Genomic DNA, 25,538 nt, shown 5'->3' with positions numbered 1-25,538 from the left:
CCCGGCCTACAAATGAGTCCGAAAGGTCTTACGCCACTCCGCCGGACTGACCCCAAAACGCGCCTTAAACTGCTGTCGCCAGGTGACGGCGGAATTAAATCCCACCAGCTCGGCCACGCGTTCAATCGGCATATTTCCGGCTTCAAGCAGGATCTGGCTGCGCCGCAGGCGCTCGGCGGTAAGCCAGTCGGCGACGCTCATCCCCGTGGCTTTAATAAAGTGACGGGTCAGGGTGCGGCGGCTCATCGAAACCACCTCCGCCAGCGAGTCCAGACTATGTGGTTCGGTGATGTGCTGCTGAAGATAGTCAATCAGGCAGTTAATGCGTCCGTCGCGGGTATCTTTGGGTACCGGCTGGGCGATGAACTGCGCCTGCCCGCCCTCGCGGTGGGGAGGGACAATCATCCGACGGGCAATCTGGTTAGCGACCACGCTGCCAAAACGCTGGCGAATGAGATACAGGCAGCAGTCCAGCGCGGCCGCGGTACCGGCAGAGGTGATGATATTGCCGTCATCCACGTAAAGGGCATTAATATCCAGCTGAACGTTCGGGAAAAGGGACTGGAACTGATGTTCGAACTCCCAGTGGGTGGCCGCACGCTTGCCGTCGAGGAGCCCCGCATAGGCCAGCACAAACGACCCCAGACACAGCCCGACGATTTCCGCGCCGTTGTCTCTCGCCTGCACCAGGCTGTCGAGCAGCGTCTGCGGCGGACGCTCAAGAACGTGCTGCCAGTAGGGAACGACGACTATATCGGCCTGCCCAATGGCGGTAAAATCCTGCGTGGCGTTGAGGGCAAATCCGTCTTTTGAGCTGATGAACCCCGGCGTTTCGGCGCAGATCGTCACGTTAAAGCGTTTTTCTCCGGAGACCGAATCGCCAAAAAGAATGCAGGGAACGGAGTAGTGGAACGGGCTGAACCCGTCTACCGCGACTATCGCGACGTTGATTAGCGACATCTGTCTCTCCTTTCCCTTTCATACACTCAGAATATAACGGTTTCGCCATCCTCAGGAATACTCACCGCGTCACCCACCTGGTTGGCTTCTACGTATTCACGCAGCGCGCTGCGGGTCAACAGGCAGTGGTTAATGGCCTCCATATGGCTCGCCACAATGTTGGCCTGCGGCAGCAGGAAATGGACGTTAAGCACATCTTCCTGCCCCATAATAATGGGTCCAAAACCAATGACGTGGGCAAAGCCAGCGTTCAGCACCACCACGTCCGGCCGGTGCTTTTGCAGATCGGCCGCCACCTCGTCACGCCAGACGGTATCCCCGGCAAGATAAAGCGTCTTCTCATCGGGATGACGCAGCACCACGCCACAGGCCTCGCCCAGCCGCTCCGCCAGTTCGGGCACGGCGTATGCGCGATCGGTACCGTGCTGGCCGCCGTGGGTTTTCGTAATCTGAATATCGCCGAAGAAGGTCGCGTCGGTCATGACCGTCAGGTTGCTAAACCCCTGGCTGCGCAGCAGCGCGGCGTCCGCGTCGTTTTGCACGTAGATCGGTTTGTCTTTGGCGATCAGCTCCGCCGCGGCGCGATCCCAGTGATCGTCATGGGTATGGGTGACGATCACCGCGTCGGCGTTCAGCAGCGTGTTGACGTCAACGGGGAGTTCGACCATCGGGTTACGGCGTTCAGCATACGCCGTGCCGGGAAAGCCCGGATAAGCCCCCTTCGGGGCCAGCATCGGGTCGATTAAAAGACGTTTTCCGGCGTAGGTAATCAGCTGGGTGGCGTTGCGAATGTGGGTAATGTTCATGGGCTATCCTCCGGTTGGTGTGATAAGGAGGATAGCCAGCCATCGCACTTGCCGCAGTGGGTTAAAGGGCGATTACCGATGAAATCGGGCCAATTTAAGCCACCCTTTTCCGTCAGATTTTTTTTACCAGCCCGGCACCGCCCCACCGTTAAAGATCGTCTCCGCCGCTTTCGCTACCTCAGGCGACTGATACGACTGGATAAATTCCTTCACGTTCTCCGCGTCCTTGTTGTCTTCGCGCGTCACCACGATGTTCACGTACGGCGAATTTTTGTCTTCGATAAAGACGCTGTCATGCACCGGCGACAGCCCGGTTTGCTGAATATAGGTAGTGCTGATGATGGCGACATCCACTTTCGGATCGTCCAGCACGCGCGGCAGCTGTGCCCCTTCCAGCTCCATAATTTTCAGCTGTTTAGGGTTGGCGGTGATATCCAGCGCCGTCGGCAGCAGCCCGGTGTCCGGCTTCAGGGTAATGAGCTTCTCTTTTTGCAGCAGCAACAGCGCGCGGCCAAGATTGGTCGGGTCGTTTGGAATGGCAATGGTTGCTCCGTCCTTCAGGTCAGACACGGATTTGATTTTGCGGGAATAGCCGGCCATCGGGAAAACAAAGGTGTTCGCCACGGCCACCAGCTTGTAGTTATGCGCCTTGTTATCCTCAGCGAGGAACGGACGATGCTGGAAGACGTTGGCATCCAGTTCTCCCTGGTTGGTGGCATCGTTGGGCAACAGCGAGCCGCTGAAGCCGACCAGCTCCACGTCCAGGCCATATTTCTCTTTTGCCACCTTTTTGGCGACTTCCGCCACGTCCTGCTCAGCGCCGTTGATGACGCCCACTTTAATGTGTTTGGCATCGCTGCCACTTTGATCGCACCCTGCAAGCAGCAGGCCAGCCAGTACCAGAGCACCCAATCGACGTTTCACAAGACAGTTCCTTTTGCTGAATGTTGTAGTGACTATATCGACAACGAGGCGGTGAAATAAAAAACGAAAAAGAATCAATAAGAAGGATCGGTTATATGCGGGTATTGCCGGGTGGCGCTTCGCTTACCCGGCCTACAGATTCAGGGCTTAAAGCGCTTTCGCCAGATAATGCCGCTGCATGCCCGGATAAGGATAATCCTGTAAAGACATTTGCAGCCGGTAGCCCTGTTTTTCATAGAACGGGCGCGCCTGGAAGCTGGCGGTATCGACCAGCGCGTGCTTGCAGCCTTTGCGTCGGGCTTCGTCTTCTGCGGTTTTGATAAGCTGGCTGCCGACGCCGGATCCGCGCACGGCATCGCTCACCCAGAGAAAGTCGATATTCAGCCAGTCGCCTTTACGCACCCCAATGAGCCCGCCGAGCATGACGCCGTTTTCGTCCCGCACGTAAACGCCAATATCTCCGCTGAATGTGGATAGGTCCAGAAACTGCGCATTGTAGGCTCTCAGGCCCGTGAGTAACTCGTCTTTTTCCTGCGCCGTAACCGCATGAGTAATGCTCAGGTGCATATTTTTCTCCTTGTTATCTGTGCCGTTTCACTATCTCACACACGCATCGTAGAGAAAATTCATACTTTCGGCTGGCGTCGCTACACTGAATGTAACGATATATTTCATGGGAAGCATGTGGCTTCTAAAGGGGGTTGTTGATGAAAGCTGCGCACCTGGTCTGCCTGCTGGTTTGTCTGCTCTTCGCCGCGTTTGTCCATGCTCAGGAAAAGGATGACCCCGCGAAAGAGGCGCAAATAAAGCAGCAGGTCCTTAAAGATATTAAGAAAACCTGTACGCCACAGAAAAAGCAGAGCGATAAAGCCTGGCAGGAGATGATTTTGTCGTCCGAGGCCAATCAGCTGCTGATCAAAAATGCCGTTACCGCCGTGAAGCGCGACAACCTGGATGCCTACTGGGCGGCGATTGGTCAGGTGGATTGTATGGAAGATTATTAAGTTCTCGCCGGGTGGCGCTGCGCTTACCCGGCCTGGAAAACTGATTTAACGCTTTCGCATATCCGGAATAATTAAATCCCCACGCAGAACATAGGACCCGAGCATCTGCGTTTTCTCCGTCAGCCAGCTCACAATGCGCGCCGCCATCGCGTCCATGGAATATTCAATCGCCGGGATCACCGGAATACCCGGCAGGTGCAGCGATCCGGCCAGGCTAAAGACCATGATGTCGTCCGGCACCGATTTATTAAATGCCTGCAGCTGCGGGATCACCCGCTGGGCTTCCTGCTCGTCGGCCACCAGCAGCGCGTTGAAGTTCAGCGTGCTGGCGTTGTTAAGCAGCTCCTGCAGCGCAACGGAGGAGGAGGTCGCGTCCATAAAGACCAGGTTGCGATTAAAGGGCAGGAAATTTTTCTCCAGCGCGTGCTTGTAGCCGAGCAGCACCTGGTCGGCAAACCCGCTGCCGTGGGGGTGGATCAGCGCAATCTGGCGACGCCCCTGGCTGGTGAGGTAGTTACAGGCGGTTTCGGCGGCAAAGGCGTGATCGAACTGGATGCTGTTGGAATTATCAGATTCCATGCAGTCCACCAGAATGACGTTTTCCATATCGACGTCCAGCGGGAAACGGGCGCCAATCACCAGGATGTCATCGCAAAGCCCGCAGGAGAGTTCTTCAAGGGCGTGCATCACTTCCGCTTTGCTATGCGCGAAGCGCAGCAGCAGGTGTTTTTGATGCTGGCTGAGCTGTTTTTCCAGCGCGTACAGATAACCGGTGGTCTGGTTAATATTTTCCTGCGCGCAAATCACGCCAATACATCCCGTCGACTGGCTCAGCAGCGACTGGGCAATCACGTTGGGACGATAGTTCAGCTCATCCACGGCTTTCAGAACGGCCTGCCGGCTGGCTTCCTTAACGCCACGCGACCCACTCAACACTCGCGATACCGTGGCTTTAGACACCCCGGCAAGACGTGATACATCATTGATTGTCGACATCTCTTTCCCCTGGCAGGCTTACCTCGCGCCTGCAAATTCCATCACCGCTTCGGCTCACAATATAGCCAGAACGGAGTATATCCGTTTCCGTTTTCCATGGAAACCGATTTTCCGTTTCCACTCAAAATGATGTCAAAACAGCCAAATTATGTGACCAGCATCCGGTTAATTAGCCTCATAAGTAAGGGATCTTGATGGTTGTCACACTTCTGTCTTTTATAAATGGAAACCGGTTTCCGTATCATGTCCAATCATCCTCGCAATAACTTTTTACATTTAGAGGATGGTTGTCGATGTTCAAGATTATGCTGTGCTGCTCTGCCGGGATGTCCACCAGCCTGCTGGTCAGCAAAATGGTCGATGTCGCGAAAGAACGTGGTTTGCCGGTGAAGATTGATGCGTACGGTGTTTCCGAATTTGATACGCAGTTTCCGCAATACCAGGTTGTCCTTCTCGGACCGCAAGTGAAATACATGTTAAAGACACTCTCAGACAAGGCGGCGACGCAAGGCATTCCGGTACAGCCCATCGACATGATGGACTACGGCATGCAGCGTGGCGATAAGGTACTGGACTATGCTCTGTCGCTCATCGAAGCGGCACACTAAAAGGTGTTCACATGAGTTCGTTATATCAATCCATGGTCGCGGTGATTGAGCAGTCAATTACCCCGCTGGCCGCAAAGCTGGGGCAGCAAAAGTATGTGATTGCCATCCGCGACGGCTTTACCGCCGCGCTGCCGTTTATGATCATCGGCTCGTTTATGCTGGTGTTCATCTTCCCGCCGTTCTCAGCGGATACCACCAACAGCTTCGCCCGCGGCTGGCTGGATTTCTCCCAGACCTACCGCGAACAGCTGATGCTGCCGTTTAACCTCAGCATGGGCGTGATGACCTTCTTCATCTCGGTGGGGATTGGGGCGAGCCTCGGGCGTCAGTTTAACCTCGACCCGGTGATGTCCGGCCTGCTGGCCTTTATGGCCTTCCTGCTGGTCGCCGCACCGTATGCCGACGGCAAGATCTCGACCCAGTATCTCTCCGGCCAGGGCATTTTTACCGCGCTGATCACCGCCATTTACGCCACCCGCGTGTATGCGTGGCTGAAGCAGAACAACGTGACCATTCGCCTGCCGAAGGAAGTGCCGACCGGCGTGGCGCGTTCGTTCGAGATCCTGATCCCGGTGATGGTGGTGATCGGCACGCTGCACCCGCTGAACCTGTTCATCGAAGCGCAAACGGGGATGATTATTCCGCAGGCAATCATGCACCTGCTGGAGCCGCTGGTATCCGCGTCTGACTCCCTGCCCGCCATTCTGCTCTCCGTGCTGCTGTGCCAGATATTCTGGTTCGCCGGTATTCACGGCTCGCTGATTGTCACCGGCATCATGAACCCGTTCTGGATGGCGAACCTCTCGGCAAACCAGGCGGCACTCGCCGCAGGCGCGGCGCTGCCGCACGTTTACCTGCAGGGCTTCTGGGATCACTACCTGCTGATTGGCGGCGTAGGCTCCACGCTGCCGCTGGCGTTCCTGCTGCTGCGCAGCCGCGTTACCCACCTGCGCACCATCGGTAAAATGGGCGTTGTGCCAAGCTTCTTCAACATCAACGAACCGATTCTGTTCGGCGCGCCGATCATCATGAACCCGATGCTGTTTATCCCGTTCGTGTTCGTTCCGCTGGTTAATGCCTGCCTGGCGTACGCGGCAACCAAACTCGGCTGGCTGGCGCAGGTCGTCTCGTTAACCCCGTGGACCACCCCTGCACCGATTGGCGCCTCGTGGGCGGCGAACTGGGCGCTGAGCCCGGTGGTGATGTGCCTGGTCTGTATGGTGATGTCCGCGCTGATGTACCTGCCGTTCCTGCGCGCCTATGAGCGTACGCTCATCAAAAACGAAGAGCAGAAAGCTCAGGCGACCGTCGGTAACGCTGAAGCCGCCAGCAATTAAGTCAAAGAGGAAGAGTCATGAAATACGCATTTCCCGATAACTTCTGGTGGGGCAGCGCAAGCTCCGCTCTCCAGACGGAAGGGGCAAGAGAGGGGGAAACCACGTGGGATTACTGGTTTGCCCGCGAGCCGAACCGTTTTCACAACGGCGTGGGGCCGCAGCAGACCTCCACGTTCTATCAGCACTGGAAGACGGACATTCAGCTGTTAAAGCAGCTGAACCACAACAGCTTTCGCACCTCGATTAGCTGGGCGCGCCTGATCCCCGACGGTATCGGTGAAGTGAACCCGGAAGCGGTCGATTTTTACAATCAGGTCATTGATGAGCTGAATGAGCAGGGCATCACGCCGTTCATCACCCTGTTCCATTTCGACATGCCGATGGCGATGCAGGAAATCGGCGGCTGGGAAAACCGCGACGTGGTGGATGCCTACGCCCGCTATGCGCAGATTTGCTTTGAGCTGTTTGGCGATCGCGTGCTGCACTGGTTTACCTTCAACGAGCCTATCGTGCCGGTGGAAGGCGGTTATCTGTACGACTTCCACTACCCGAACGTGGTGGATTTTCGTCGGGCAGCCACGGCGGCGTACCACACCGTACTGGCCCACGCGAAGGCGGTTCAGGCTTACCGCGCCGGGCATTACGCGGGGGAGATTGGCATCGTGCTAAACCTGACGCCGTCGTACCCGCGCTCGCAGAACCCGGCGGACGTGAAGGCGGCGCACATCGCGGACCTGATGTTTAACCGCAGCTTCCTTGACCCGGTCCTGCGCGGCGAATACCCGGCAGACCTCGTAGCGCTGCTGAAATCCTGCGATCAATTACCCGCCTGCAAACCGGAAGACGGTTTCCTGATTGCGGAAGGGAAAATCGACCTGCTCGGCGTGAACTACTATCAGCCGCGTCGCGTGAAGTGTCGCGACAGCGCGGTGAACCCGCAGGCGCCGTTTATGCCGGAGTGGTTCTTTGATAACTACGAGATGCCGGGCCGCAAGATGAACCCGTACCGCGGCTGGGAAATCTACGAGCCGGGTATTTACGATATTCTGGTTAACCTGCGCGACAATTACGGCAACCCACGCTGCTTTATTTCTGAAAACGGCATGGGCGTCGAAAACGAGCAGCGCTTTATTGAAAATGGCCAGATAAACGATCAATACCGCATCGAGTTTATTTCCGAACATTTAGCCTGGCTGCATAAGGGTATTAGCGAAGGGTGCAATTGTCTTGGCTACCATATGTGGACGTTTATAGATAACTGGTCGTGGTGCAACGCGTATAAAAACCGCTACGGTTTTATCCAGCTCGATTTAGAGACGCAGAAACGCACCATTAAGAAAAGCGGAGAGTGGTTTGCCGCCACCGCGTTAAATAATAGTTTTGAAAAAGAGTAATGATGATGATCGCATTAGAAGAAGCCGTAATGGAAATTATCGTCAATGCCGGACAGTCCCGCAGCTTGTGTTTTGAAGCCCTGCACGCGGCACGTCAGGGCAACATCGACGAAGCCAAAAGCCTGCTGCGCGAAGCCGACGGCTACGCGCGACAGGCGCACAAGATGCAGACCAAACTGATCGAGCAGGATGCGGGCGAAGGCCGCCAGCCGATGACCTTAATTATGGTGCACGCGCAGGATCATTTAATGAATTCCTTATTAGCGCGTGAATTATCTGAAGAAATTATTCATTTATATCAGAGATAGTCTATGGCGAAATAATTACTGTAATACCTCTGTACCCTAAATAGAGATCCACTTGTTCTGATGATAGCGACATACTCTGTCAGATCGGAGCGGGATGGTTATTGTCTGAATAAAATTAAACTATATTGAGATAACCATGAATACGATTAAAAAACTTCCATTAACCATGGCGGTTATCGCCGCGCTTTGCCCAATTTCCGTGCTCGCACAGGAATTCACCCAGGAGCAAATCGACGCCATTGTGGCGAAAGCGGTGGATAAAGCCCTGGCCGAACGTCAGGCTAAAATGGATGCGGCGGTCGCGAAGAAAGCGGACGTGGTGACCGAGCCGCAAAGCGCGGCGCAATCTCCCGATATGGCGATCCCGTTCGGGGTGAAATTTACCGGCTATGCCCGCTACGGCGCGCACTTCCAGGCTGCCGATCAGAAATACGTGGCGGTGGACGGTTCATACAACGGCGCGTCCGCGATTGGTCGTCTGGGCAACGAAGGCAACGGCGGGGAATTCCAGCTCTCCAAGGCCTTCAAGGGTGAAAACGGCGCTATCTGGGACATCAACGTGATGATCGACCACTGGGGCGACGAAGTTAACCTGAAAAAAGCCTACGCGGGGGTGACCAACATTATGGCGTCTAACCCGAACGCCTATTTCTGGGCAGGGCGCGACTTCCACCAGCGTCCGCAGCAGGGCATCAACGATTACTTCTGGATGAACCACGACGGCCAGGGCGCCGGGGTGAAGAACTTCGACATCGGCGGCGTGCAGTTTGACGTCGCCGCCGTGGCGGCGGTGGAATCCTGTAGCCCGGAAGTGATGGAAGATGAAGCCAACCCGTCGCGTATCACCTGTACCGGCGGTTCCGGCACGGGTGACAAAGGCAACTATGCCGCAACCTCGAAAATCCACGGCATGAAGCTCGGCCCGATCGACATGGAGCTGTACGCCAACTACGGCTTTGATTCGAAAGCGGTTGAAAGCGACGAACGTCTGAACGCCTGGCAGGGCGGCGTGGTGCTGAGCCACACCAACGACAGCGGCGTGAACAAGGTGATTGCCCGCTACTCCGATAACGCGGACAACAGCGTGTTCAACAAAACCGAGGACCTGACCACGGTCTACGCCAGCTTCGAAGGGCTGTACAAATTCACCCAGGCGACGCAGGTGGAGTACATCCTCGCCTTCCACGACTACGACAACAGCCGCGATAAGACCGACAACCGCAAGAACTACAACGCCATCGTGCGCCCAATGCACTGGTGGAACGACGTTCACTCCACCTGGCTGGAAGCGGGCTGGCAGCACGTGGATTACGACAACGGCGGCGACAACAAGGGCTGGAAGCTGACCCTGTCGCAGAACATGTCTATCGCCATGGGACCGGAGTTCCGCCCGATGCTGCGCTTCTACGTGACCGGCGGCAAGGTGGATAACGAACGCACCGCGCGCGTGAACAACACCAAAGACGAAACGCTCGACGACTTCAACGTCGGCGCGATGTGGGAGGCGTGGTTCTAAGTAAACGCAAAACGGCAACGAGAGTTGCCGTTTTTAGTGTTTGCTCCCTCTTCCCCGCGGGAGAGGGCCGGGGTGAGGGCATCAGGCCGAACCCTATCATGCTATGCTGTTGACCGACTTAACGACAACATAGCAGGGGAGAACATGGGTTCCACACGTAAAGGGATGCTGAACGTCCTGATCGCCGCCGTTTTATGGGGCAGTTCCGGCGTTTGCGCGCAGTACATCATGGAGAAAAGCCACATTTCTTCGCCTTACCTGACCATGGTTCGCCTGCTTTTTACCGGCGTGATCCTGCTGACGCTCTCCTTCGTTCACGGCGACAAGATTTTCTCGGTGATCAAACATCGCAAAGACGCCCTCAGCCTGCTGATTTTCTCGCTGGTCGGCGCGCTCACCGTGCAGCTCACCTTCCTGCTGACGATTGAAAAATCCAACGCCGCCACCGCAACCGTGCTGCAGTTCCTCTCACCGACCATTATCGTTGCCTGGTTTGCCCTGGCGCGGAAAAAGCGTCCCGGCGTGTTTGTGCTGTCGGCCATCATGACGTCGCTTGTCGGAACCTTCCTGCTGGTGACCCACGGCGACCCAACCTCGCTCTCCATTTCACCTGCCGCGCTGTTCTTCGGCATCGCCTCGGCGTTTGCCGCCGCGTTTTACACCACCTATCCGTCAACGCTGATCGCCCGCTACGGCACGCTGCCGATTGTCGGCTGGAGTATGTTGATTGCGGGATTGATGTTAACGCCGTTCTACGCCGGGCGCGGGACTACGTTCGTGATTGACGGCAGCCTGCTGCTGGCGTTTTTCTATCTGGTGGTGATTGGCACCGCCCTGACCTTCAGCCTGTACCTGAAAGGCGCACAGATGATCGGCGGACCGAAGGCGAGCATTCTGAGCTGTGCCGAGCCGCTGAGCAGCGCGTTACTGTCGGTGATTTTGCTTGGCGTGGCGTTCACCCTGCCGGACTGGCTGGGAACGATGCTGATTGTGTCATCGGTGGTGCTGATTTCGATGGATTCGCGTAGAAGGGTTAAGGCATCGGCGTAGCCTGATGCCCTCACCCCAGCCCTCTCCCACGGGAGAGGGAGAAAACACTACTTCGCCTTAACCTTCCCTGCCACCAGCAGCGCCGTCAGCAGCATCAGCGTACCGGAAATCACCAGCGGTGACGTCAGCCCCAGATGGTCGAGCGCCACGCCGCCGATGGCCGCGCCGCAGGTGTTCGCCAGCTGGATCACCGCCACCTGAATCGACCCGGCTTTTTCCGCCTGATCGGCAAGCGAGCGGGTGATCCACGTCGACCAGCCCACCGGCACCAGCGCAAAGGCAAAGCCCCAGATAATCGCAATCGCCGATGCAACCCACTTATCGCTGCCCCACAGCACCAGCACCGCCGCGCTCGCCGCCAGCACCAGCGGCGCGCCCGCCAGCGCGACCTTCAGGGAGCGTTTCAGGAACTGCGACGACAGCGACGTGCCGACAAAGCTGGCGATACCGAAGCTCAGCAGCACCAGCGTCAGGCCGTCCACGTCAAAGCCCGCCATGGTCATGAACACCGGGCGGATGTAGGTAAAGAAGGCAAACTGCCCGGCAAAGGCCATGAAGATAGCGGTCATCCCCGCCAGCACGCCGGGGCGCTTCAGCAGCGCGAACATGTTCTGTTTGTGGTGCGCCGCTTCGCCCGGTAGCGACGGCAGCGCCTTCCACACCCAAATGATGCAGAGCAGGCCCATCACCGCCGCAGCGTTGAAGACGTTACGCCAGCCGATAATCCCACCGAGGAAGCTGCCGAGCGGCGCGGCAATCACCAGCGCGATAGAGACCGCACCGAAGATAACGGAAAGCGCTTTTGGCACAGTGCGCGCGGGCACCAGGCGCATGGTCAGCGAGGCCGACATCGCCCAGAAGCCGCCGAGCCCCAGCCCCAGACAGGCGCGCCCGAGCAGCAGCAGGGTGAAGCTTTCCGCGAAGGAGACCAGCAGGCAGGAGAGCGTCAGCAGCACGCTGAACAGAATGACCACTTTACGGCGGTCGATAGTGCCAATCACCTGGGTGATGAACAGGCTGGCGAACATCGCCACGAAGGCGGTGACGGTGACGGACTGCCCCGCCACGCCCTCGGAAATGCCCAGATCCTGCGCCATCGGCGTCAGGAGGCTCACCGGCAGAAACTCAACGGTAATCAGGCAGGCGACGCAGAACGCCACGGCGAAAACCCCCGACCAGTTGGGGCGTGAAACCTCTTTGGTCTGCGGTCTGGTCGTGGGCTGGATATGTTCTGTCATGGCGTCACCTGAAGATAAAAACGTGCGGAAAAGTCGCGCAGTTTATCATCAAAAGTGTGACGGATTTAACGATTTGACAACTTTTGCCGTTTTTACCGGGGATTAGTGCAGGTAAAACACGCCTTCTTCCGGCAGGAAGAGCTGGTTATAGCGCAGCTGGAAGGCATTCAGCTCCTGCGGATCGGGCTCCATCTCGCGCATGAAGCCAAGCGCCAGACGAATTTGCGCATCGGTAATGGGTGCCGCCAGGCGGGCTTTACGCAGCATGCGGTGCCAGGCGTGCAGGTTCTCCTCGCTACCGTCAACGATGCAGACCTGCCAGATAAGCAGCACCTGCGAGGCGTTTTGCAGATGCGCCTCGTCGGGACGTTCAAGATAACGGATAAACTCATTGCCGGGCGTTTTACCGAACTGGTCGATCATCGACTCGACCGGCATTGGGGTAATACCCAGCCGTTCGCTCAAGCGTTTGATGGCGCGGCGGGAATCTGAGGTCAGGACGCGAAATCCCACCACAAACACCACGGCAAGCGTTGCCAGCATTATCCAGACCATGCGTTCTCCTTAGAATAGCCGCTCATCATAGCGGGAAACGCATGGCGTCGACAGCGACCGGCATAAAAAAGCCCGGCATCACACACCGGGCAAAGAAGTTACCTGCACACTCAGGCCGCTTTCAATTTCTGCTTCTGCGCGCGATTTTCCCGGCGAATTTTACGTTCTTCCAGCACCGCTACCATCGCCATCAGGACGATACAGCCGATCGCTGCTGCATCCAGCGCCGCGAAGGTGCCCGCCCAGCCGGTGAGGCCAAAAATCGGCGTACCGTCGGCGATCATCCCCAGACCCAGTTTGGCGAAGCTGTCGCCGATCAGGTAGGCGAAGGTGCCTTTAATCCCATCGGCGGCGCCGATCGCTTTTTTCGGGACGAAGCCCACTGCCGCCACGCCGATCAGCAGCTGCGGGCCAAATACCAGGAAGCCGAGCGCGAACAGGGACGCCAGGTAAACGTACTGGTTGCTGGCGTGCTGGTAGACGCCGAGCGTGGCGATAATCAGCGCCAGCGCGACGCAGGCCACCAGCGCACGACGGCCGTTGGCGAGGTCGGAGAGCCAGCCCCACAGCAGCGTGCCGACCAGCGCGCCCACTTCGAACAGGGTGAAGCCCTGAATCGCCACTTCTTTAGAGAGCTTCAGCTCCTGGAAGGCATACACGGTCGACCACTGGTCGATGCCGATACGCACCACGTACAGGAAGATGTTTGAGAAGCACAGCAGCCAGATCACCTTGTTTTTCAGCACGTACTCAACAAAGATCTGCCATTTGGACATCTCGTTTTCTTCGGTCTCTTTGTCCTCTTCGCTGATCTCCTCGCCGAACAGCTCTTCGGCTTTGCCGAGGCCGTAAGATTCCGGGGAGTCGCTGCCGTAGCGCAGGCCGATAAAGCCGACAATCAGGGCGATAATCGACGGGAAGATAAACATGCCGATCACGTGGCCGTCGAACAGGTAATTTGCGCCAAACAGCGCCACGCCTGCCGCACCCGCCCCGCCGAGGTTGTGGGAGATGTTCCACATGCCGAGGTAGGAACCACGCTTGCGGCGCGGGGTCCATTTGGTGATGGTGGAGTAGCTGCACGATCCGCCGGTACTCTGGAAGAAACCGCTCAGGGCGTAGAAGGCGATCATCATGAACAGGCTGACGGAGCCCGCGCCCATGCTGGCGCTGAAGCCGAGCATACAGATGGCGGAGAGGATCAGCATAAACGGCAGGAACTGCTTGGTGTTTTTGCCGTCCGCGTAGTAGGAAACGACGGTTTTACCCACGCCGTAGGTGATGGAGAAGCCCAGGCCAATCATCCCCAGCTGCGTCATGCTCAGCCCGTAGGTCGAGATCATGTCGTTCTGCGCAATGTTAAAGTTTTTGCGGATCAGGTACATGGTCAGGTAGCCGATAAAGACCACCAGGTAGGACTGCATGAACGGTTTGAACCACATCTTGCGCCGCACGTCGAGCGGCAGATCCAGGGTCGGCTTGCGCACCTGGTTGAGGAAGGCCAGCATGGTTTGCTCCTGAGCTGATTTTTACCTGCGAATGGCAGGCATTGTAAAAATCAGCCGGGAGAGATGCCTGAGACAGCGTCCAGGTAAAACCGGGAAAATTTCTTAGTTTTGCGCCATTAGGGGCGAAAAGGTGAGGCGCATCACGCTTCGCTCGCCTCGCGCGGGGCCTGCGCGTGCAGGAAGGGCAGCAGCAGCAGAGCGGAGATCCCCGCCGCGATGGCGATCACCGCGAAGAACCCGCTCCAGTGCCAGACGTCGATCACCCGCGCCAGCGGCCAGCCGGAGAGCGATGCGCCGAGATAGGCAAACAGCCCGACAAAGCCCGTCGCCGCGCCTGCCGCCTCTTTGTGGGAACACTCCGCCGCCGCCATGCCGATCAGCATCTGCGGGCCAAACACGAAGAAGCCGGTGGTGAAGAAGCACGCCGCCTGCATCACGTAGCTGGCGAACGGCATCAGCCACAGCGAGCCGACGGAGAGCAAAATCCCGGCGGCGAAAATCAGGTTCATCGGACCACGGTTGCCGTTGAACAGCTTGTCCGAGCCCCAGCCCGCCACCAGCGCGCCGATAAACCCGCCCAGCTCAAACATCGTCACCGCCGAATTAGCGGTCACCAGGTCCACGCCGAGCGTCTCGGACATGTACAGATTGCCCCAGTCGTTGATCGCCGCGCGCACCACGTAGACCAGCACGTAACAGAGCGACAGCAGCCAGATGTACGGGTTTTTCAGCACGTATTTGGTGAGGATCTCCCTGCGGGTCAGCCCCGCCCCCTCCTGCTGCTGGGCGATCTCCATCTCGTCGTGCCGCCAGTCGCCCACCGCAGGCAGGCCGACGGTTTGCGGCCTGTCGCGCAGGCGCCAGCAGAGGAACAGCCCGGCGACAATCGCCATGCCACCGGCAATCATCATCCCCGCGCGCCAGCCGTAGTGCAGCGCTGCCGCCCCCACCACCATCGGAATCAGCGCCCCGCCGACGTTATGCGCGGTGTTCCAGATTGCCCACCAGCCGCCGCGCTCGTTGCGCGAGTACCAGGCGGTGAGCAGTCGGGCGCAGACCGGTGCGCCCCAGCCCTGGAAAAAGGCGTTCAGCGCCCACAGCAGGGCGAAGGCCCAAAGCGAGGTGGAGAAACCAAACAGGATGTTCACCACCCCGGTGGCGATAAGCCCTGCGCCCATAAAATAGCGCGCGTTGGAGCGGTCGCTGACGATGCCGGAGAAGAACTTCGACAGGCCGTAGGTGATGTAAAACAGCGTCGCCAGCAGGCCGATATCGGTGCGCGTCATCACGCCGCTGGCGAGGATTTCCGGCGCGGCGGCGTTAAAGCTTTTGCGGGTAAAGTAGAACAGCGCGTAGCCAAGCCAGATAGCGATGAGGATGTGGCGACGCCAGTAGCGGTAGCGGGCGTCGATTTCCGCTTTATCGCCAATCGGCGCGGCGCTGGCAGGGGTTTTAAACATGGTAACTCCGTAGCGGCAGGCTGACGCTGACGCGCGTTCCGTGGGTACAGGAGAGGTTCAGCGTGCCGCCGAGCGCCTTCACGCGCTCGCGCATGCCCGCCAGGCCAAAGCCCTGCTGGCCGGATCCCGGAGGAAGGCCGCAGCCGTCATCTTCAATTACCAGCTTCAGGCTGTCGTCCTGCTGCCAGCCCTGAATCGTGACCGCGCTGGCGCTGGCGTGCTTGACGATATTATTCAGCCCTTCCTGACAGACGCGGAAAAGGGTCACGCGCTGGCCTTCGCTCAGGGTGGCTTCATTGATGCGCCAGTCGAGATGGCTGACTATTCCGCGGCTTTCCAGCTCCATCTCGCGCATCAGGGAACGCACCGCCTGCTCCAGCGACAGGTCGTCAAGCTGGCGCGGGCGCAGCCGTCCTAACAGGCGTCGAACGGAATCATAGACGCCCAGCGAAAGCTGTTCGATATGCGCCCCGCCCTGCTTTACGCCTGCGTTTTCTGCCGCCAGGCGCTGGACAATGCCCGCCTGGGTGCGGATAGCGGTGATGGTCTGGCCGATATCGTCGTGCAGCTCGCGAGCGACCTCCTGCCGCACGCTCTCTTCCGTCTCCAGCAGACGCTCAGCCAGACGGCGGTTGCGCGCCAGCTCGGTTTGCAGGGACTGGTTCAGCTCGCGCAGGCGCTGGATGCCCGCACCGAGCAGCAGCCCGGTCAGGCTCTGGGCCAGCAGGGAAAGCAGTAAATCCACAGGATGGTCGTGCCAGGTCTGGCTGGCGATCAGCGCGATGGCGTTCATCAGCGTGGCGATCAGCGCCCCCTGCCAGCCGTAGTGCCAGGCCAGGGCGATAATCGGCAGCGCCAGACAGAACGGCGTGAAGCGTGAAAGCTCGGCGGGCAGGCCAAGCTGCAGCCACAGGCTCACCACGAACAGCAGCAGATACCAGATGAGGTGCCGGGCGCGCCAGTTCACCGGCTGGGAAACCAGCCCCGGACCGAGCGGCTGCCAGACGGTGCTGGTGAGGTAGTGCCAGAAAACGAGGCAGGTTGGCGCCAGCGTCAGGCCACCGGTGAGGGTCAGCAGCAGGGCGTTGAGCATCTCCTTCTCGCCAATCCACGGCAGGGATTGTAACAACGCTGCGGCAATCAGCACCGCCCCCTGCCGCAGCAGCGTGCGCCAGTCGCGCTGGTGGCGGTAGCGCGAAATGAGGGCAACCGGGAGAAGCGTCAGCAGGCTTCCGGTCATCAATAAGGGCAGATGCGCGAGGGCAACTTCCTGCGCCAGCCAGACCAGCATCAGCCACTCGGCACCGAGCAAAACCGGCCAGTAGCCTCGCGGGCACTGGAGCATTAACCCCAGACGCAGGCCGAAGGGGAACAGCAGCACCGCCAGCTCGGGGCGTTCAACCAGATGCAGGCTGATGCTCCACAGGCAAAACCAGGCGGCGGAGAAGATAAAAAAGCTGGCGACGACGGCGATCAGCCGTGAAAAAGCGGAACTCATTGCCAGCTGTCGAACATGCGGCGCGCCAGCTCGACGTCGTTGCTGACGTTAAGTTTTTCCATCAGGTTGGCGCGATGAACGTGTACGGTTTTCGGGGACAGATCCAGCTCGGCGGCAATCTCTTTTACCGACATCCCCTGCGCGAGTTTTTCCGCAACCTGACGCTCGCGTCTGGTGAGCGGGTCCTGCCTTCCGGCCGCCAGCTTGATGGCGATATCCGGCGTCAGATAGCAGCCGCCGGTGGAGACGGTGCGCACGGCGGCGATCAGCTCGTCGGGGCTACAGCGTTTAGAGAGGAAGCCGCGCGCGCCCGCGTTGAGCGCCTGCTCGACCAGCGCCGGGCTGTCGTGGACCGACAGCATGATCGTCGACATCCCTTTCGGCAGCTGGCTTAGCAGCTCCAGCCCGGAGAGATCCGGCATTGAGATATCGCAGATACAGACCTGCACCCCGCGCCCCGGCAGGCCCGCCAGCGCCTCGCGACCGGAGCCAAACTCGGCCACGACCTGAAAATCCGGTTCGAGGTTGAGAAGCTGGGCAAAGCCGGAGCGGACGATAAGGTGGTCGTCAATGAGAGCGATGGTGGTCATGTTTGTTCCTGCGGTCTGAAAGCGCCGGATGGCGCTGCGCTTATCCGGCCTACAAGCACGACGCCTGCAGGCCGACCAGGGCGCTTACCTTAAGCGATTTATTCGAAGAACACCGCAATTTTGTTAAACATGGTGGGATCGGACTGGTTGCGCGCCACTTTGGTGACATCTTCCAGCTTGTCGATCTGCGCCATCATCTGCTCCAGACGCTGGTCATCATTAACCAGTAGCCAGATGCGGCTGTGCTCGCTGCCCTGAATCGGCAGACAGAGAATGCCTTCCACGTTAAACGCCCGGCGGGCAAAAAGCCCGCAGACGTGGGTCATGACGCCAGGGTGGTTGCGGACGGTGAGTTCCAGAATGACGTTATCATGTTGTTTCTGCATGGCTTATTCTCCCACCATCTCAGTATTTGCCGCACCCGGCGGCACCATCGGATACACTTTTTGTTCAGGGTCGATACGGACGTGGATCAGCGCCGGGCCGGGGCGAGAAATCGCCGCCTGCAGCGCCGCGTGGGCATCCTCTTCCGCGTTCAGATCGCAGGTGTGCAGGCCAAAGCCGGCGGCAATCTGCATAAAGTTAATCATCCCCGGATAGGTTGCCGCAAATACCCCCTGCTTGTAGAACAGGCTCTGCTGCTGGTGCACCAGCCCCAGCGCCTCGTTGTTCATCAGGATGATTTTCACGTCTAACTGGTTTTCGGCCGCGGTCGCCATCTCCTGAATGTTCATCATCAGGCTGCCGTCGCCGGAGAAGCAGATAACCTTGCGGTCCGGATTCGCCAGCGCCGCCCCAACGGCTGCAGGCAGGCCGAAGCCCATGGTACCGAGGCCGCCTGAGGTCAGCCACTGGCGCGGGCGGTTCAGCGGGTAGGCCTGCGCTGTCCACATCTGATGCTGGCCGACGTCGGTGGTGATAATCGCGCTGTCGTCCACGCAGGCGGCAACGGCGTTAATCAGCCCGTAGTGGCTCAGCGGGTCGCCTTCGGTTGGGATGGCGCCCGGGAACTCGCGCTGCAGATCGGCCACCAGCTGACGCCAGTCGGCGCGCTCGGTTGCGTCAGTTTGCGGGATCAGCTGCGCCAGCACCTCGGCCACGTCGCCCTGAATCGCCACGTGCGGCTGCTTGATTTTACCCAGCTCGGCGCGGTCGATATCCACGTGAATGATTTTGGCATTCGGGCAGAACTGCTCGGTTTTGCCAATCGCCCGGTCATCAAAACGCGCGCCCATAACAATCAGCAAATCCGCCTCTTGCAGGATGTAGTTGGTGCTGCGTGCGCCGTGCATGCCCAACATACCGAGAGAGAGAGGGTGCGCTTTAGGCAGCATACCCAGCGCCATCAGGGTCATAGTGGTGGGCAGGTTGGCTTTTTCTGCAAACTGGCGGATTTCATCCGCAGCGTTAATTGCTCCGCCACCCAGATAGAGCACCGGGCGTTTGGCGGCATTAATCATGGCGGCGGCGTCGCGCACGCTCTCAGCGCTGAATTCTGGCGCGGGGGCGCGCTCGCCCGGCTCCGGCAGAACGTCGATCTCGATCTCTGCGGTCTGGACATCCTTAGGAATGTCTATCCACACCGGGCCTGGACGGCCGGACTGGGCAATGCGGAACGCATCGCTGATAACCTGAGGAAGCTCGCTGATATCGCGAACTAAATAGTTATGTTTGGTGATGGGGATAGAGATGCCGTAGGTGTCCACTTCCTGGAACGCATCGGTGCCGATCATCGAGGACGGTACCTGACCGGTAATGCAGATCAGCGGAATCGAGTCGAGGCGCGCGTCGGCGATGGCGGTCACCAGGTTGGTTGCGCCCGGGCCGCTGCAGGCCATACAGACCGCCGGTTTGCCCTGCGTGCGTGCCATGCCCTGCGCAATAAAGCCTGCCCCCTGCTCGTGGCGCGCCAGCACGTGGCGGATCTGCGTGCTTTGGCTTAACGCATCGTACAGCGGCAGCACCGTGCCGCCTGGGATACCTGCAACCGTGGTGATGCCCTGCCGTTCCAGCAGATGAACGATCAGCTGCGCGCCAGTAAAACGCGTCATGGTAGATGTTGTGCCCGAACTTGCCATGCTCCAGTCCTTTTCTTCTGGGCCGACGTTCCGGGGAGGGTCCTAAACGAAAAACCCCGCCCGGTTTGCGCCGGCGGGGTTTTGGATTCGTGTGTTGATCCAGTCCCTACGGCGCATTGCCGACGACCACCACCACACGCACGACGACCACTGCGGCTGGTTGCGCAGTTTTTAGTAGGGTCGAAGTGAAGATGGATGAAGTCATTGGGGACCTGTGTTTAAAATCATTGATTGAATTTATACAAACACAGGTTTCCGGGCGTGACAATGGAAATATTTTCATCTGCGCAAAAATGCGTCAGGGATCACGTTTCGTTTGTTGGGTGATGAAAACAAAAAACCCCGCCTAAGCGAGGTTTTTATCAGGGTTTTGCGGTTGGTTGCCGCAGAACACACTGTGTTACGTCAACGCAAAAAGTATACGCGATCGAAGACGAACGCGCAATTCCGGCACGGATTTTGACGTTTTTGAGTATGGATCGCCTTCCAAATTTTGTCCATGAAATACTGTTCATGCATACAGTATTTATCTATACTGAGGGTGTTCGCAGTGAGCGAGGGGGCCGCAGTTCTACCGGCGCAACGAAGTCCTGGCTGAAACGGGTGGTGCCGTCAGTGCCTTAACCCCTGAAGTGAGCACACTGTGTTACGTCAATCCAGGTGCTGGCAACAGGCGGCGGAAAGGTACGCCAGCATCGTGCTCCTTTTAACCAAAAGGAGACGCGTATGAGCGTAGTGGATATGGTGATACTTATCCTCAAACTCATTGTTGCAGTACTGCAACTGCTTGATGCTGTCCTGAAATTCCTTTGGTAATTCAGGTTCAAGTCGCACCTGAGAGGGGCGGGCAGCCGCCCCTCTTTAATAACGAGGGAATGCTATGTCGCGTCTGTTAATTGAGCCTGTCACACCGGATGAGCCGGGGTATATCGCCCTGAAGGCTGAAAGTATCGCACTGAATTTCAACATGCTTCGCAGGCTGGAAGAGAACTGGCAGCGCGGTGAGAACCGCTTTAACGCGCCGGGTGAAAAGCTGCTGGGTGCGTTTCTCAACGGCAAGCTGGTCGGCGTATGCGGCCTCAACCGCGATCCGTTCAGCCAGCAGCCGCGCGCCGGACGTATTCGCCATCTCTACGTCAGCGAGAAGTGTCGCGGGCAGGGCATTGGCAAACAGCTTTTGACCGTGGTGATGGCCGATGCCAGCATCTGGTTTGATTTCCTGAATACCCATGCGCCTGACAGCGCGTACGGATTTTATCATCAAGCGGGTTTTACGCTGGTCTCGGACGAACTGCGGGTAACGCACCGCCTTTTTTGCGCGGTGTAACCGGCTGGCAGCATCAGGGTGTGAATGTTACAGTTGAGTGACAATTCATCACCCGATACGCCATGACCATCACCGTATTCTGCATTTTGCTGTTTGCCGCACTGCTGCATGCCAGCTGGAATGCCATCGTCAAAGCCGGAACGGACAAGCTCTATTCCGCGATTAGCGTCAGCGGATCCGCCACGGCGATCGCTCTTGTCTTACTGCCGTTTTCCCCACAGCCATCTGCTGCAAGCTGGCCGTTTTTGATCGTCTCCTGCGCCTTACAGGTGGTGTACACCGTGCTGGTAGCGAAGACCTACCAGGTCTCCGATATGAGCCAGACCTATCCGCTGATGCGCGGCACCGCCCCGCTGCTGGTGGCGCTGATCGGCGTGCTGGCGCTCGGCGATCGTCTCTCCTGGCTCGCCTGGTCCGGTATCGGGGTGATCTGTCTGTCGATTCTTGGGATGGCGATGCATGGCCGCATACAGTCGCACAAAGGGATCTGGCTGGCGCTGCTGAACGCCTGCTTTATTGCCGGGTATACGCTGGTGGACGGCACCGGCGTGCGTCTTTCGGACACCGCGCTGGGCTACACGCTGTGGACCTTCTTTATGAACGGCTTCTGCCTGTTGAGCTGGGCGATGATAGCGCGTCGGCGCGAGGCATCCGGCTACCTGCGGCTGCACTGGAAAAAGGGGTTGCTCGGTGGCGTTGGCACGATGGGCTCTTACGGTCTGGCGCTGTGGGCAATGACGCAGGCACCGCTGGCGGTGGTCGCGGCGCTGCGTGAAACCTCCATACTCTTTGGGGCACTGATCGCATTTGTCCTTTTAAAAGAGAAGGTTCCGGGCCTTCGCATCGCGGCGGCGCTGGGTATTGCCGGCGGCGCCATTCTGCTGCGCCTGGCGTAAATCACTGGCAACATTAGTTGCCGTTCTTGTTTACAAATCCTGCCTTTCCCGGTTTTTTCATTCACCACGACAATGCTTAAATTGTCATCTCTCTGTGGTAGATTCCTCGCGCATTTATGGGAATGCGTAGTCACTTATTCTTCATTTTTCTCTTTTGGCAAAAGTATTCAGCGACATGAAAAAACAAAGGAACGTTAACTTATTGTTGATGCTGGTGTTACTGGTGGCCGTCGGTCAGATGGCGCAAACCATCTACATTCCAGCGATCGCCGACATGGCAAAGGAATTAAACGTCCGCGAGGGCGCAGTACAGAGCGTGATGGCAGCCTATCTGCTGACCTATGGGGTTTCGCAGCTCTTCTACGGCCCGCTGTCCGATCGCGTCGGGCGTCGCCCGGTGATCCTGGTGGGCATGAGCATTTTCATGGTGGCGACGGTAATAGCCATAACCACCCACAGCCTGACCGTACTGATTGCCGCCAGCGCCCTGCAGGGCGTTGGAACCGGCGTCGGCGGGGTGATGGCGCGTACCTTACCGCGCGATATGTATCAGGGCACCCAGCTCCGTCATGCCAACAGCTTGTTGAATATGGGTATTCTGGTCAGCCCTCTGCTGGCCCCGCTGATCGGCGGCCTGCTGGACACGATGTGGTCCTGGCGCGCCTGCTACGCCTTCCTGCTGGTGCTGTGCATCATTGTCACCTTCAGCATGGCGCGCTGGATGCCGGAAACACGCCCGCAGGACGCGCCGCGCACGAAGCTCATCGCCAGCTATAAAACGCTGTTCGGTAACGGATCGTTTACCTGCTACCTGCTGATGCTGATCGGCGGCCTGGCGGGCATTGCGGTGTTTGAAGCCTGTTCCGGCGTGCTGCTGGGCGCGGGTCTGGGCCTGAGCAGCATGGTCGTGAGTATTCTGTTTATTCTGCCGATCCCGGCGGCGTTCTTCGGCGCGTGGTTTGCCGGACGCCCAAACAAACGCTTCTCAACCCTGATGTGGCAGTCGGTGATCGGCTGTCTGCTGGCGGGTCTGATGATGTGGATCCCGGGGCTGTTTGGCGTGATGACGGTCTGGACGCTGCTCATCCCGGCTGCGCTGTTCTTCTTCGGCGCGGGGATGCTGTTCCCGCTGGCGACCAGCGGCGCGATGGAGCCGTTCCCGTTCCTTGCAGGCACGGCTGGCGCGCTGGTAGGCGGTTTGCAGAATATCGGTTCCGGCGCGCTGGCCTGGCTCTCCGCCATGATGCCGCAGACCGGGCAGGCTAGTTTGGGCCTGCTGATGACGCTGATGGGGCTGCTGATTTTACTGTGCTGGCTGCCGCTGGCGTCGCGTGTACCGCATCACGAGCAGCCGGTTTAACCGCATGATGGCCCGGCTTCTCGCCGGGCTTTTCACAGACGGGCGTAATCATCGCCTGCAATAACGGCTCTGGCGCAGGCCGCCAGGCTCCCTCTTCCCCGTCGTAAAACTGAAAATCCGCGTTAAGCGCATACGGAATTTTCGCCTTTTGCAGCTCACAGGCCATAAAGGTGGCGAAGGCCATTTGCGAAGCGGTTGGCGTGAGGTGGTTTGACTCCCCCACGCCCCAGCCCCCGACCCAGCTAACGTGCCCGGTTTTTTGCTGCCAGCGCAGCGCGGTAGTGATGCGATTATGGATAGCCGCTTTCTCCGCCGCCGTGCCGGACGTCCACGGGTATTTACCGCCATTTTTCAGCGGCCCCCACGGGAAAATGTGCCACTCTGCCAGCAGGTAGTTTTGGCTGTGCGCGGGCAGCTTCAGGCTGGATAAATCCTCCGGCGCGGCACGCAGGCGCGGCGCAATGAAGATCATGCGCTGCGGGTCGATGTCGTGGATCGCTTTAATGGTTTTTTCATAGACGCGGTTTAACGATGCCAGGTTGTGGTTGAGCTTGTCGGCTGGCTCATAGATGAGGTCAAAACCCAGCAGCGGGTAGCTTTGACCGAAATAGTGCGCCACGGCAATCCACCAGTTGATCGTCTCTTTCTCGTTATCAGCTTTCGGGTCGTTTTTATATTCATCAGCCTGATAAGCGACTATCGGGATCACGCCATACTGCTCACAGGCTTCCACCAGCTTGCGCAGGTGGATCAGCCGCGCTTCCGTCGGCTCATCGGCCACGCGGATGCGCACGTGGGTAATGCCTTTTGCACGAAAATCGCGGACCACCAGCGGGTCGAATTCGCGTATGCCGCGCTCGGTTCGCGCCCAGTCCACATCCATCCCGACGCCAAGCTGCTGCGCATAATGGGCAGCCGTCAGCGGCGGCTCAGCGGCAATCGCCCAGCCGGAAGAGATCAGTAATGCAGAGGCAATAAAAGGCTTTAACACGGTTTACCCTGGATAAATCGAAAGCATTACCTGTATTTAGCACGCTTTTTCACATTTGGTGTAGAGCGAAAGCGTAATAATTCTTCAACCTGCCAGTTCTCTCAGCCAGCCGATAAAGGCGTCTATTTTCGGCCACTGCCGGCCAGAAAGCGTCGAGATATAGTAGTGCTGATGGCATTTCAGGGTCTTTTCACCAAACGGGGCGATAAGGTCGCCCCGTTCGAGCCGTTTCTGCACCAGCCGCTTTCTGCCCATCGCGACGCCGACGTGGTTGATGGCCGCAATAATCGCCAAATCGGAACGATCGAAACCAATGCCCGACGATGGCGGCATATTCACCTCAAAGTGCTGCGCCCAGCTCAGCCACTCATCCGTACCGGAATCATTACTCCAGGCCTGACGATCGTGCAGCAGCGTGCAGTGGCTGAGGTTATCGGGGTTTTTCAGCAGTTCATGCTCGCGGGCGTACTGCGGCGAGCAGACGGGTAAAATCTCCTCGTCCATCAGGAAGTGATGAGAAAGGTGGTTTGGCGGCGTATCGTCGAAATAGAGCGCCAGATCGACGCCGGTTCGCTGCATATTGACGTAATCATTGCCGGTCAGGATGGTGAGTGAAATCGACGGATAGCGGCGGGTAAAGTCCCCCAGCATGGGCACCAGCCAGCACTGGGCGATCGACGGCCGGGAGTATACCGTCAGCGTACCGGAGAGCGCCTGGTTTTTGATGTCCAGGATCTCCTGATTCAGGGTGTCGAGGGACGATTTTAGCGTCCAGTAAACGCGCTTTCCCTCCTGCGTCAGCTCGACTTTACGGTGCGAGCGAACAAACAGCTGAATACCCAGCTCCTCTTCCAGCAGGTTGATGCGGTGGCTCACCGCGCTGGGGCTGAGCGACAGCTCCTCCGCGGCCAGAGCGAAGGACTCATGCCGGGCGGCCACTTCAAAGGTGTACATTTTCGACAGCTGCCAGCCGTTTAACAGCCGGTTTTTGGCTTCATTCGCATCGGTCATCACAATTCTCGCGCGGGGTTTCTGCGCTCAGCATACCGCTCAAGGGTGAATTTATGTGAACCTAATACGAATTAAGTGCGTTTTTTAGAGCGTAGTCACTCAGTTGATTCAATTTGGCTCACC

The 25,538-nt window shown here is 58.3% G+C and carries 27 protein-coding genes; 11 read left to right on the top strand and 16 right to left on the bottom strand.

Translation table 11 applies throughout. The annotated features are described in order from the left end of the window. Positions 1 to 6 precede the first annotated feature (6 nt). The 4 genes from KGP24_RS00255 to KGP24_RS00240 form a co-directional block, all read right to left on the bottom strand. Positions 7 to 960 carry a helix-turn-helix domain-containing protein gene (locus KGP24_RS00255; protein WP_223561967.1) on the bottom strand — a complete coding sequence of 318 codons (954 nt, stop codon included), beginning with the start codon at positions 958 to 960 and terminating at the stop codon, positions 7 to 9. A gap of 26 nt (positions 961 to 986) precedes the next feature. After that, on the bottom strand, positions 987 to 1,766 hold the full coding sequence (locus KGP24_RS00250; protein WP_223561966.1) for an MBL fold metallo-hydrolase: 780 nt from the start codon (positions 1,764 to 1,766) through the stop codon (positions 987 to 989). 123 nt (positions 1,767 to 1,889) lie between these two features. Then, entirely contained in the window at positions 1,890 to 2,690 is an 801-nt protein-coding gene (nlpA, locus tag KGP24_RS00245; protein ID WP_023309849.1) for a lipoprotein NlpA, read from the bottom strand. Between the two features lie 147 nt (positions 2,691 to 2,837). Further along, positions 2,838 to 3,257 carry a GNAT family N-acetyltransferase gene (locus KGP24_RS00240; protein ID WP_223561965.1) on the bottom strand — a complete coding sequence of 140 codons (420 nt, stop codon included), beginning with the start codon at positions 3,255 to 3,257 and terminating at the stop codon, positions 2,838 to 2,840. 140 nt (positions 3,258 to 3,397) lie between these two features. On the opposite strand from KGP24_RS00240, the gene KGP24_RS00235 reads away from it, so the two are divergent. After that, positions 3,398 to 3,694 carry a YicS family protein gene (locus KGP24_RS00235; RefSeq protein WP_223561964.1) on the top strand — a complete coding sequence of 99 codons (297 nt, stop codon included), beginning with the start codon at positions 3,398 to 3,400 and terminating at the stop codon, positions 3,692 to 3,694. Between the two features lie 45 nt (positions 3,695 to 3,739). Here the strand turns inward: KGP24_RS00235 and KGP24_RS00230 are convergent, their stop codons facing one another. Then, entirely contained in the window at positions 3,740 to 4,690 is a 951-nt protein-coding gene (locus KGP24_RS00230) for a LacI family DNA-binding transcriptional regulator (RefSeq protein WP_223561963.1), read from the bottom strand. A gap of 293 nt (positions 4,691 to 4,983) precedes the next feature. Between KGP24_RS00230 and KGP24_RS00225 the strand changes: the two genes are divergently transcribed. From KGP24_RS00225 to KGP24_RS00200, 6 genes are all read left to right on the top strand, one after another. Further along, positions 4,984 to 5,298, top strand: a complete 315-nt coding sequence (locus KGP24_RS00225) for a PTS sugar transporter subunit IIB (RefSeq protein ID WP_010426508.1) — start codon at positions 4,984 to 4,986, stop codon at positions 5,296 to 5,298. An 11-nt stretch (positions 5,299 to 5,309) separates the two neighbouring features. Next, positions 5,310 to 6,635 (top strand): PTS sugar transporter subunit IIC, encoded by a 1,326-nt coding sequence (locus KGP24_RS00220; protein WP_223561962.1) that lies wholly within the window; start codon positions 5,310 to 5,312, stop codon positions 6,633 to 6,635. A 17-nt stretch (positions 6,636 to 6,652) separates the two neighbouring features. Beyond that, positions 6,653 to 8,029: a glycoside hydrolase family 1 protein gene (locus KGP24_RS00215; RefSeq protein ID WP_223561961.1), complete on the top strand. Its 1,377-nt coding sequence runs from the start codon at positions 6,653 to 6,655 to the stop codon at positions 8,027 to 8,029. Between the two features lie 5 nt (positions 8,030 to 8,034). Next, positions 8,035 to 8,337 (top strand): PTS lactose/cellobiose transporter subunit IIA, encoded by a 303-nt coding sequence (locus KGP24_RS00210; RefSeq protein ID WP_029741865.1) that lies wholly within the window; start codon positions 8,035 to 8,037, stop codon positions 8,335 to 8,337. Positions 8,338 to 8,473: 136 nt separating this feature from the next. Then, complete coding sequence (locus KGP24_RS00205; RefSeq protein ID WP_194401499.1) at positions 8,474 to 9,853, top strand: carbohydrate porin; 1,380 nt, start codon at positions 8,474 to 8,476, stop codon at positions 9,851 to 9,853. Between the two features lie 144 nt (positions 9,854 to 9,997). After that, positions 9,998 to 10,903, top strand: a complete 906-nt coding sequence (locus KGP24_RS00200; protein WP_223561960.1) for a DMT family transporter — start codon at positions 9,998 to 10,000, stop codon at positions 10,901 to 10,903. 47 nt (positions 10,904 to 10,950) lie between these two features. Here the strand turns inward: KGP24_RS00200 and nepI are convergent, their stop codons facing one another. The 9 genes from nepI to ivbL all read right to left on the bottom strand — a co-directional run bounded on the left by nepI (position 10,951) and on the right by ivbL (position 20,035). After that, the gene (gene nepI, locus KGP24_RS00195) at positions 10,951 to 12,141 is read right to left on the bottom strand and encodes a purine ribonucleoside efflux pump NepI (RefSeq protein WP_223561959.1); all 1,191 of its coding nucleotides are present in this window, start codon (positions 12,139 to 12,141) and stop codon (positions 10,951 to 10,953) included. A gap of 102 nt (positions 12,142 to 12,243) precedes the next feature. Next, positions 12,244 to 12,696, bottom strand: coding sequence for a DUF1198 domain-containing protein (locus KGP24_RS00190; RefSeq protein WP_223561958.1), 453 nt, complete (start codon positions 12,694 to 12,696; stop codon positions 12,244 to 12,246). A 110-nt stretch (positions 12,697 to 12,806) separates the two neighbouring features. Beyond that, positions 12,807 to 14,204, bottom strand: coding sequence for a hexose-6-phosphate:phosphate antiporter (gene uhpT, locus KGP24_RS00185; protein ID WP_069303449.1), 1,398 nt, complete (start codon positions 14,202 to 14,204; stop codon positions 12,807 to 12,809). 140 nt (positions 14,205 to 14,344) lie between these two features. Continuing rightward, complete coding sequence (locus KGP24_RS00180; RefSeq protein WP_223561957.1) at positions 14,345 to 15,664, bottom strand: MFS transporter; 1,320 nt, start codon at positions 15,662 to 15,664, stop codon at positions 14,345 to 14,347. Next, entirely contained in the window at positions 15,657 to 17,162 is a 1,506-nt protein-coding gene (gene uhpB / locus KGP24_RS00175) for a signal transduction histidine-protein kinase/phosphatase UhpB (protein WP_223561956.1), read from the bottom strand. The genes KGP24_RS00180 and uhpB overlap by 8 nt, the downstream gene beginning before the upstream one ends. Next, positions 17,159 to 17,752, bottom strand: a complete 594-nt coding sequence (uhpA, locus tag KGP24_RS00170) for a transcriptional regulator UhpA (protein ID WP_119936437.1) — start codon at positions 17,750 to 17,752, stop codon at positions 17,159 to 17,161. Before uhpA ends, uhpB begins: the two co-directional genes overlap by 4 nt. 98 nt (positions 17,753 to 17,850) lie before the next feature. Continuing rightward, a complete protein-coding gene (gene ilvN / locus KGP24_RS00165) occupies positions 17,851 to 18,138 on the bottom strand; it encodes an acetolactate synthase small subunit (protein WP_010426528.1) in 288 nt (95 codons plus the stop codon). A 3-nt stretch (positions 18,139 to 18,141) separates the two neighbouring features. Beyond that, the gene (gene ilvB / locus KGP24_RS00160; protein WP_223561955.1) at positions 18,142 to 19,830 is read right to left on the bottom strand and encodes an acetolactate synthase large subunit; all 1,689 of its coding nucleotides are present in this window, start codon (positions 19,828 to 19,830) and stop codon (positions 18,142 to 18,144) included. Between the two features lie 106 nt (positions 19,831 to 19,936). Then, positions 19,937 to 20,035: an ilvB operon leader peptide IvbL gene (ivbL, locus tag KGP24_RS00155; protein WP_057979964.1), complete on the bottom strand. Its 99-nt coding sequence runs from the start codon at positions 20,033 to 20,035 to the stop codon at positions 19,937 to 19,939. A 521-nt stretch (positions 20,036 to 20,556) separates the two neighbouring features. Between ivbL and tisB the strand changes: the two genes are divergently transcribed. From tisB to emrD, 4 genes are all read left to right on the top strand, one after another. Continuing rightward, a complete protein-coding gene (gene tisB, locus KGP24_RS00150) occupies positions 20,557 to 20,646 on the top strand; it encodes a type I toxin-antitoxin system toxin TisB (RefSeq protein ID WP_223535377.1) in 90 nt (29 codons plus the stop codon). Positions 20,647 to 20,710: 64 nt separating this feature from the next. Further along, positions 20,711 to 21,157, top strand: coding sequence for a GNAT family N-acetyltransferase (locus KGP24_RS00145; protein WP_223561954.1), 447 nt, complete (start codon positions 20,711 to 20,713; stop codon positions 21,155 to 21,157). A gap of 62 nt (positions 21,158 to 21,219) precedes the next feature. Further along, positions 21,220 to 22,053 (top strand): EamA family transporter, encoded by an 834-nt coding sequence (locus KGP24_RS00140; protein ID WP_223561953.1) that lies wholly within the window; start codon positions 21,220 to 21,222, stop codon positions 22,051 to 22,053. Between the two features lie 175 nt (positions 22,054 to 22,228). Further along, the gene (gene emrD / locus KGP24_RS00135) at positions 22,229 to 23,413 is read left to right on the top strand and encodes a multidrug efflux MFS transporter EmrD (RefSeq protein ID WP_223561952.1); all 1,185 of its coding nucleotides are present in this window, start codon (positions 22,229 to 22,231) and stop codon (positions 23,411 to 23,413) included. Here the strand turns inward: emrD and KGP24_RS00130 are convergent. Next, positions 23,316 to 24,404 (bottom strand): cellulase family glycosylhydrolase, encoded by a 1,089-nt coding sequence (locus tag KGP24_RS00130; RefSeq protein WP_223561951.1) that lies wholly within the window; start codon positions 24,402 to 24,404, stop codon positions 23,316 to 23,318. The genes emrD and KGP24_RS00130 overlap by 98 nt on opposite strands. Positions 24,405 to 24,488: 84 nt before the next feature. Next, positions 24,489 to 25,415: a DNA-binding transcriptional regulator DsdC gene (dsdC, locus tag KGP24_RS00125; protein ID WP_223561950.1), complete on the bottom strand. Its 927-nt coding sequence runs from the start codon at positions 25,413 to 25,415 to the stop codon at positions 24,489 to 24,491. Positions 25,416 to 25,538: the final 123 nt, after the last annotated feature.

It is taken from the genome of Enterobacter sp. JBIWA008, assembly GCF_019968765.1.
Classification (GTDB): Bacteria; Pseudomonadota; Gammaproteobacteria; order Enterobacterales; family Enterobacteriaceae; genus Enterobacter.
Note: the sequence above shows the minus strand (reverse complement) of the source record. Positions and strands in the feature narration are given on the sequence as shown.

What these genes read in the sequence shown, in the direction of transcription:
- KGP24_RS00255 (WP_223561967.1), bottom strand. Translation starts at nt 960, where the DNA reads ATGTCGCTAATCAACGTCGCGATAGTCGCGGTAGACGGGTTCAGCCCG.
- KGP24_RS00250 (WP_223561966.1), bottom strand. Translation starts at nt 1,766, where the DNA reads ATGAACATTACCCACATTCGCAACGCCACCCAGCTGATTACCTACGCC.
- KGP24_RS00240 (WP_223561965.1), bottom strand. Translation starts at nt 3,257, where the DNA reads ATGCACCTGAGCATTACTCATGCGGTTACGGCGCAGGAAAAAGACGAG.
- KGP24_RS00235 (WP_223561964.1), top strand. Translation starts at nt 3,398, where the DNA reads ATGAAAGCTGCGCACCTGGTCTGCCTGCTGGTTTGTCTGCTCTTCGCC.
- KGP24_RS00230 (WP_223561963.1), bottom strand. Translation starts at nt 4,690, where the DNA reads ATGTCGACAATCAATGATGTATCACGTCTTGCCGGGGTGTCTAAAGCC.
- KGP24_RS00225 (WP_010426508.1), top strand. Translation starts at nt 4,984, where the DNA reads ATGTTCAAGATTATGCTGTGCTGCTCTGCCGGGATGTCCACCAGCCTG.
- KGP24_RS00220 (WP_223561962.1), top strand. Translation starts at nt 5,310, where the DNA reads ATGAGTTCGTTATATCAATCCATGGTCGCGGTGATTGAGCAGTCAATT.
- KGP24_RS00215 (WP_223561961.1), top strand. Translation starts at nt 6,653, where the DNA reads ATGAAATACGCATTTCCCGATAACTTCTGGTGGGGCAGCGCAAGCTCC.
- KGP24_RS00210 (WP_029741865.1), top strand. Translation starts at nt 8,035, where the DNA reads ATGATCGCATTAGAAGAAGCCGTAATGGAAATTATCGTCAATGCCGGA.
- KGP24_RS00205 (WP_194401499.1), top strand. Translation starts at nt 8,474, where the DNA reads ATGAATACGATTAAAAAACTTCCATTAACCATGGCGGTTATCGCCGCG.
- KGP24_RS00200 (WP_223561960.1), top strand. Translation starts at nt 9,998, where the DNA reads ATGGGTTCCACACGTAAAGGGATGCTGAACGTCCTGATCGCCGCCGTT.
- nepI (WP_223561959.1), bottom strand. Translation starts at nt 12,141, where the DNA reads ATGACAGAACATATCCAGCCCACGACCAGACCGCAGACCAAAGAGGTT.
- KGP24_RS00190 (WP_223561958.1), bottom strand. Translation starts at nt 12,696, where the DNA reads ATGGTCTGGATAATGCTGGCAACGCTTGCCGTGGTGTTTGTGGTGGGA.
- uhpT (WP_069303449.1), bottom strand. Translation starts at nt 14,204, where the DNA reads ATGCTGGCCTTCCTCAACCAGGTGCGCAAGCCGACCCTGGATCTGCCG.
- KGP24_RS00180 (WP_223561957.1), bottom strand. Translation starts at nt 15,664, where the DNA reads ATGTTTAAAACCCCTGCCAGCGCCGCGCCGATTGGCGATAAAGCGGAA.
- uhpB (WP_223561956.1), bottom strand. Translation starts at nt 17,162, where the DNA reads ATGAGTTCCGCTTTTTCACGGCTGATCGCCGTCGTCGCCAGCTTTTTT.
- uhpA (WP_119936437.1), bottom strand. Translation starts at nt 17,752, where the DNA reads ATGACCACCATCGCTCTCATTGACGACCACCTTATCGTCCGCTCCGGC.
- ilvN (WP_010426528.1), bottom strand. Translation starts at nt 18,138, where the DNA reads ATGCAGAAACAACATGATAACGTCATTCTGGAACTCACCGTCCGCAAC.
- ilvB (WP_223561955.1), bottom strand. Translation starts at nt 19,830, where the DNA reads ATGGCAAGTTCGGGCACAACATCTACCATGACGCGTTTTACTGGCGCG.
- ivbL (WP_057979964.1), bottom strand. Translation starts at nt 20,035, where the DNA reads ATGACTTCATCCATCTTCACTTCGACCCTACTAAAAACTGCGCAACCA.
- tisB (WP_223535377.1), top strand. Translation starts at nt 20,557, where the DNA reads ATGAGCGTAGTGGATATGGTGATACTTATCCTCAAACTCATTGTTGCA.
- KGP24_RS00145 (WP_223561954.1), top strand. Translation starts at nt 20,711, where the DNA reads ATGTCGCGTCTGTTAATTGAGCCTGTCACACCGGATGAGCCGGGGTAT.
- KGP24_RS00140 (WP_223561953.1), top strand. Translation starts at nt 21,220, where the DNA reads ATGACCATCACCGTATTCTGCATTTTGCTGTTTGCCGCACTGCTGCAT.
- emrD (WP_223561952.1), top strand. Translation starts at nt 22,229, where the DNA reads ATGAAAAAACAAAGGAACGTTAACTTATTGTTGATGCTGGTGTTACTG.
- dsdC (WP_223561950.1), bottom strand. Translation starts at nt 25,415, where the DNA reads ATGACCGATGCGAATGAAGCCAAAAACCGGCTGTTAAACGGCTGGCAG.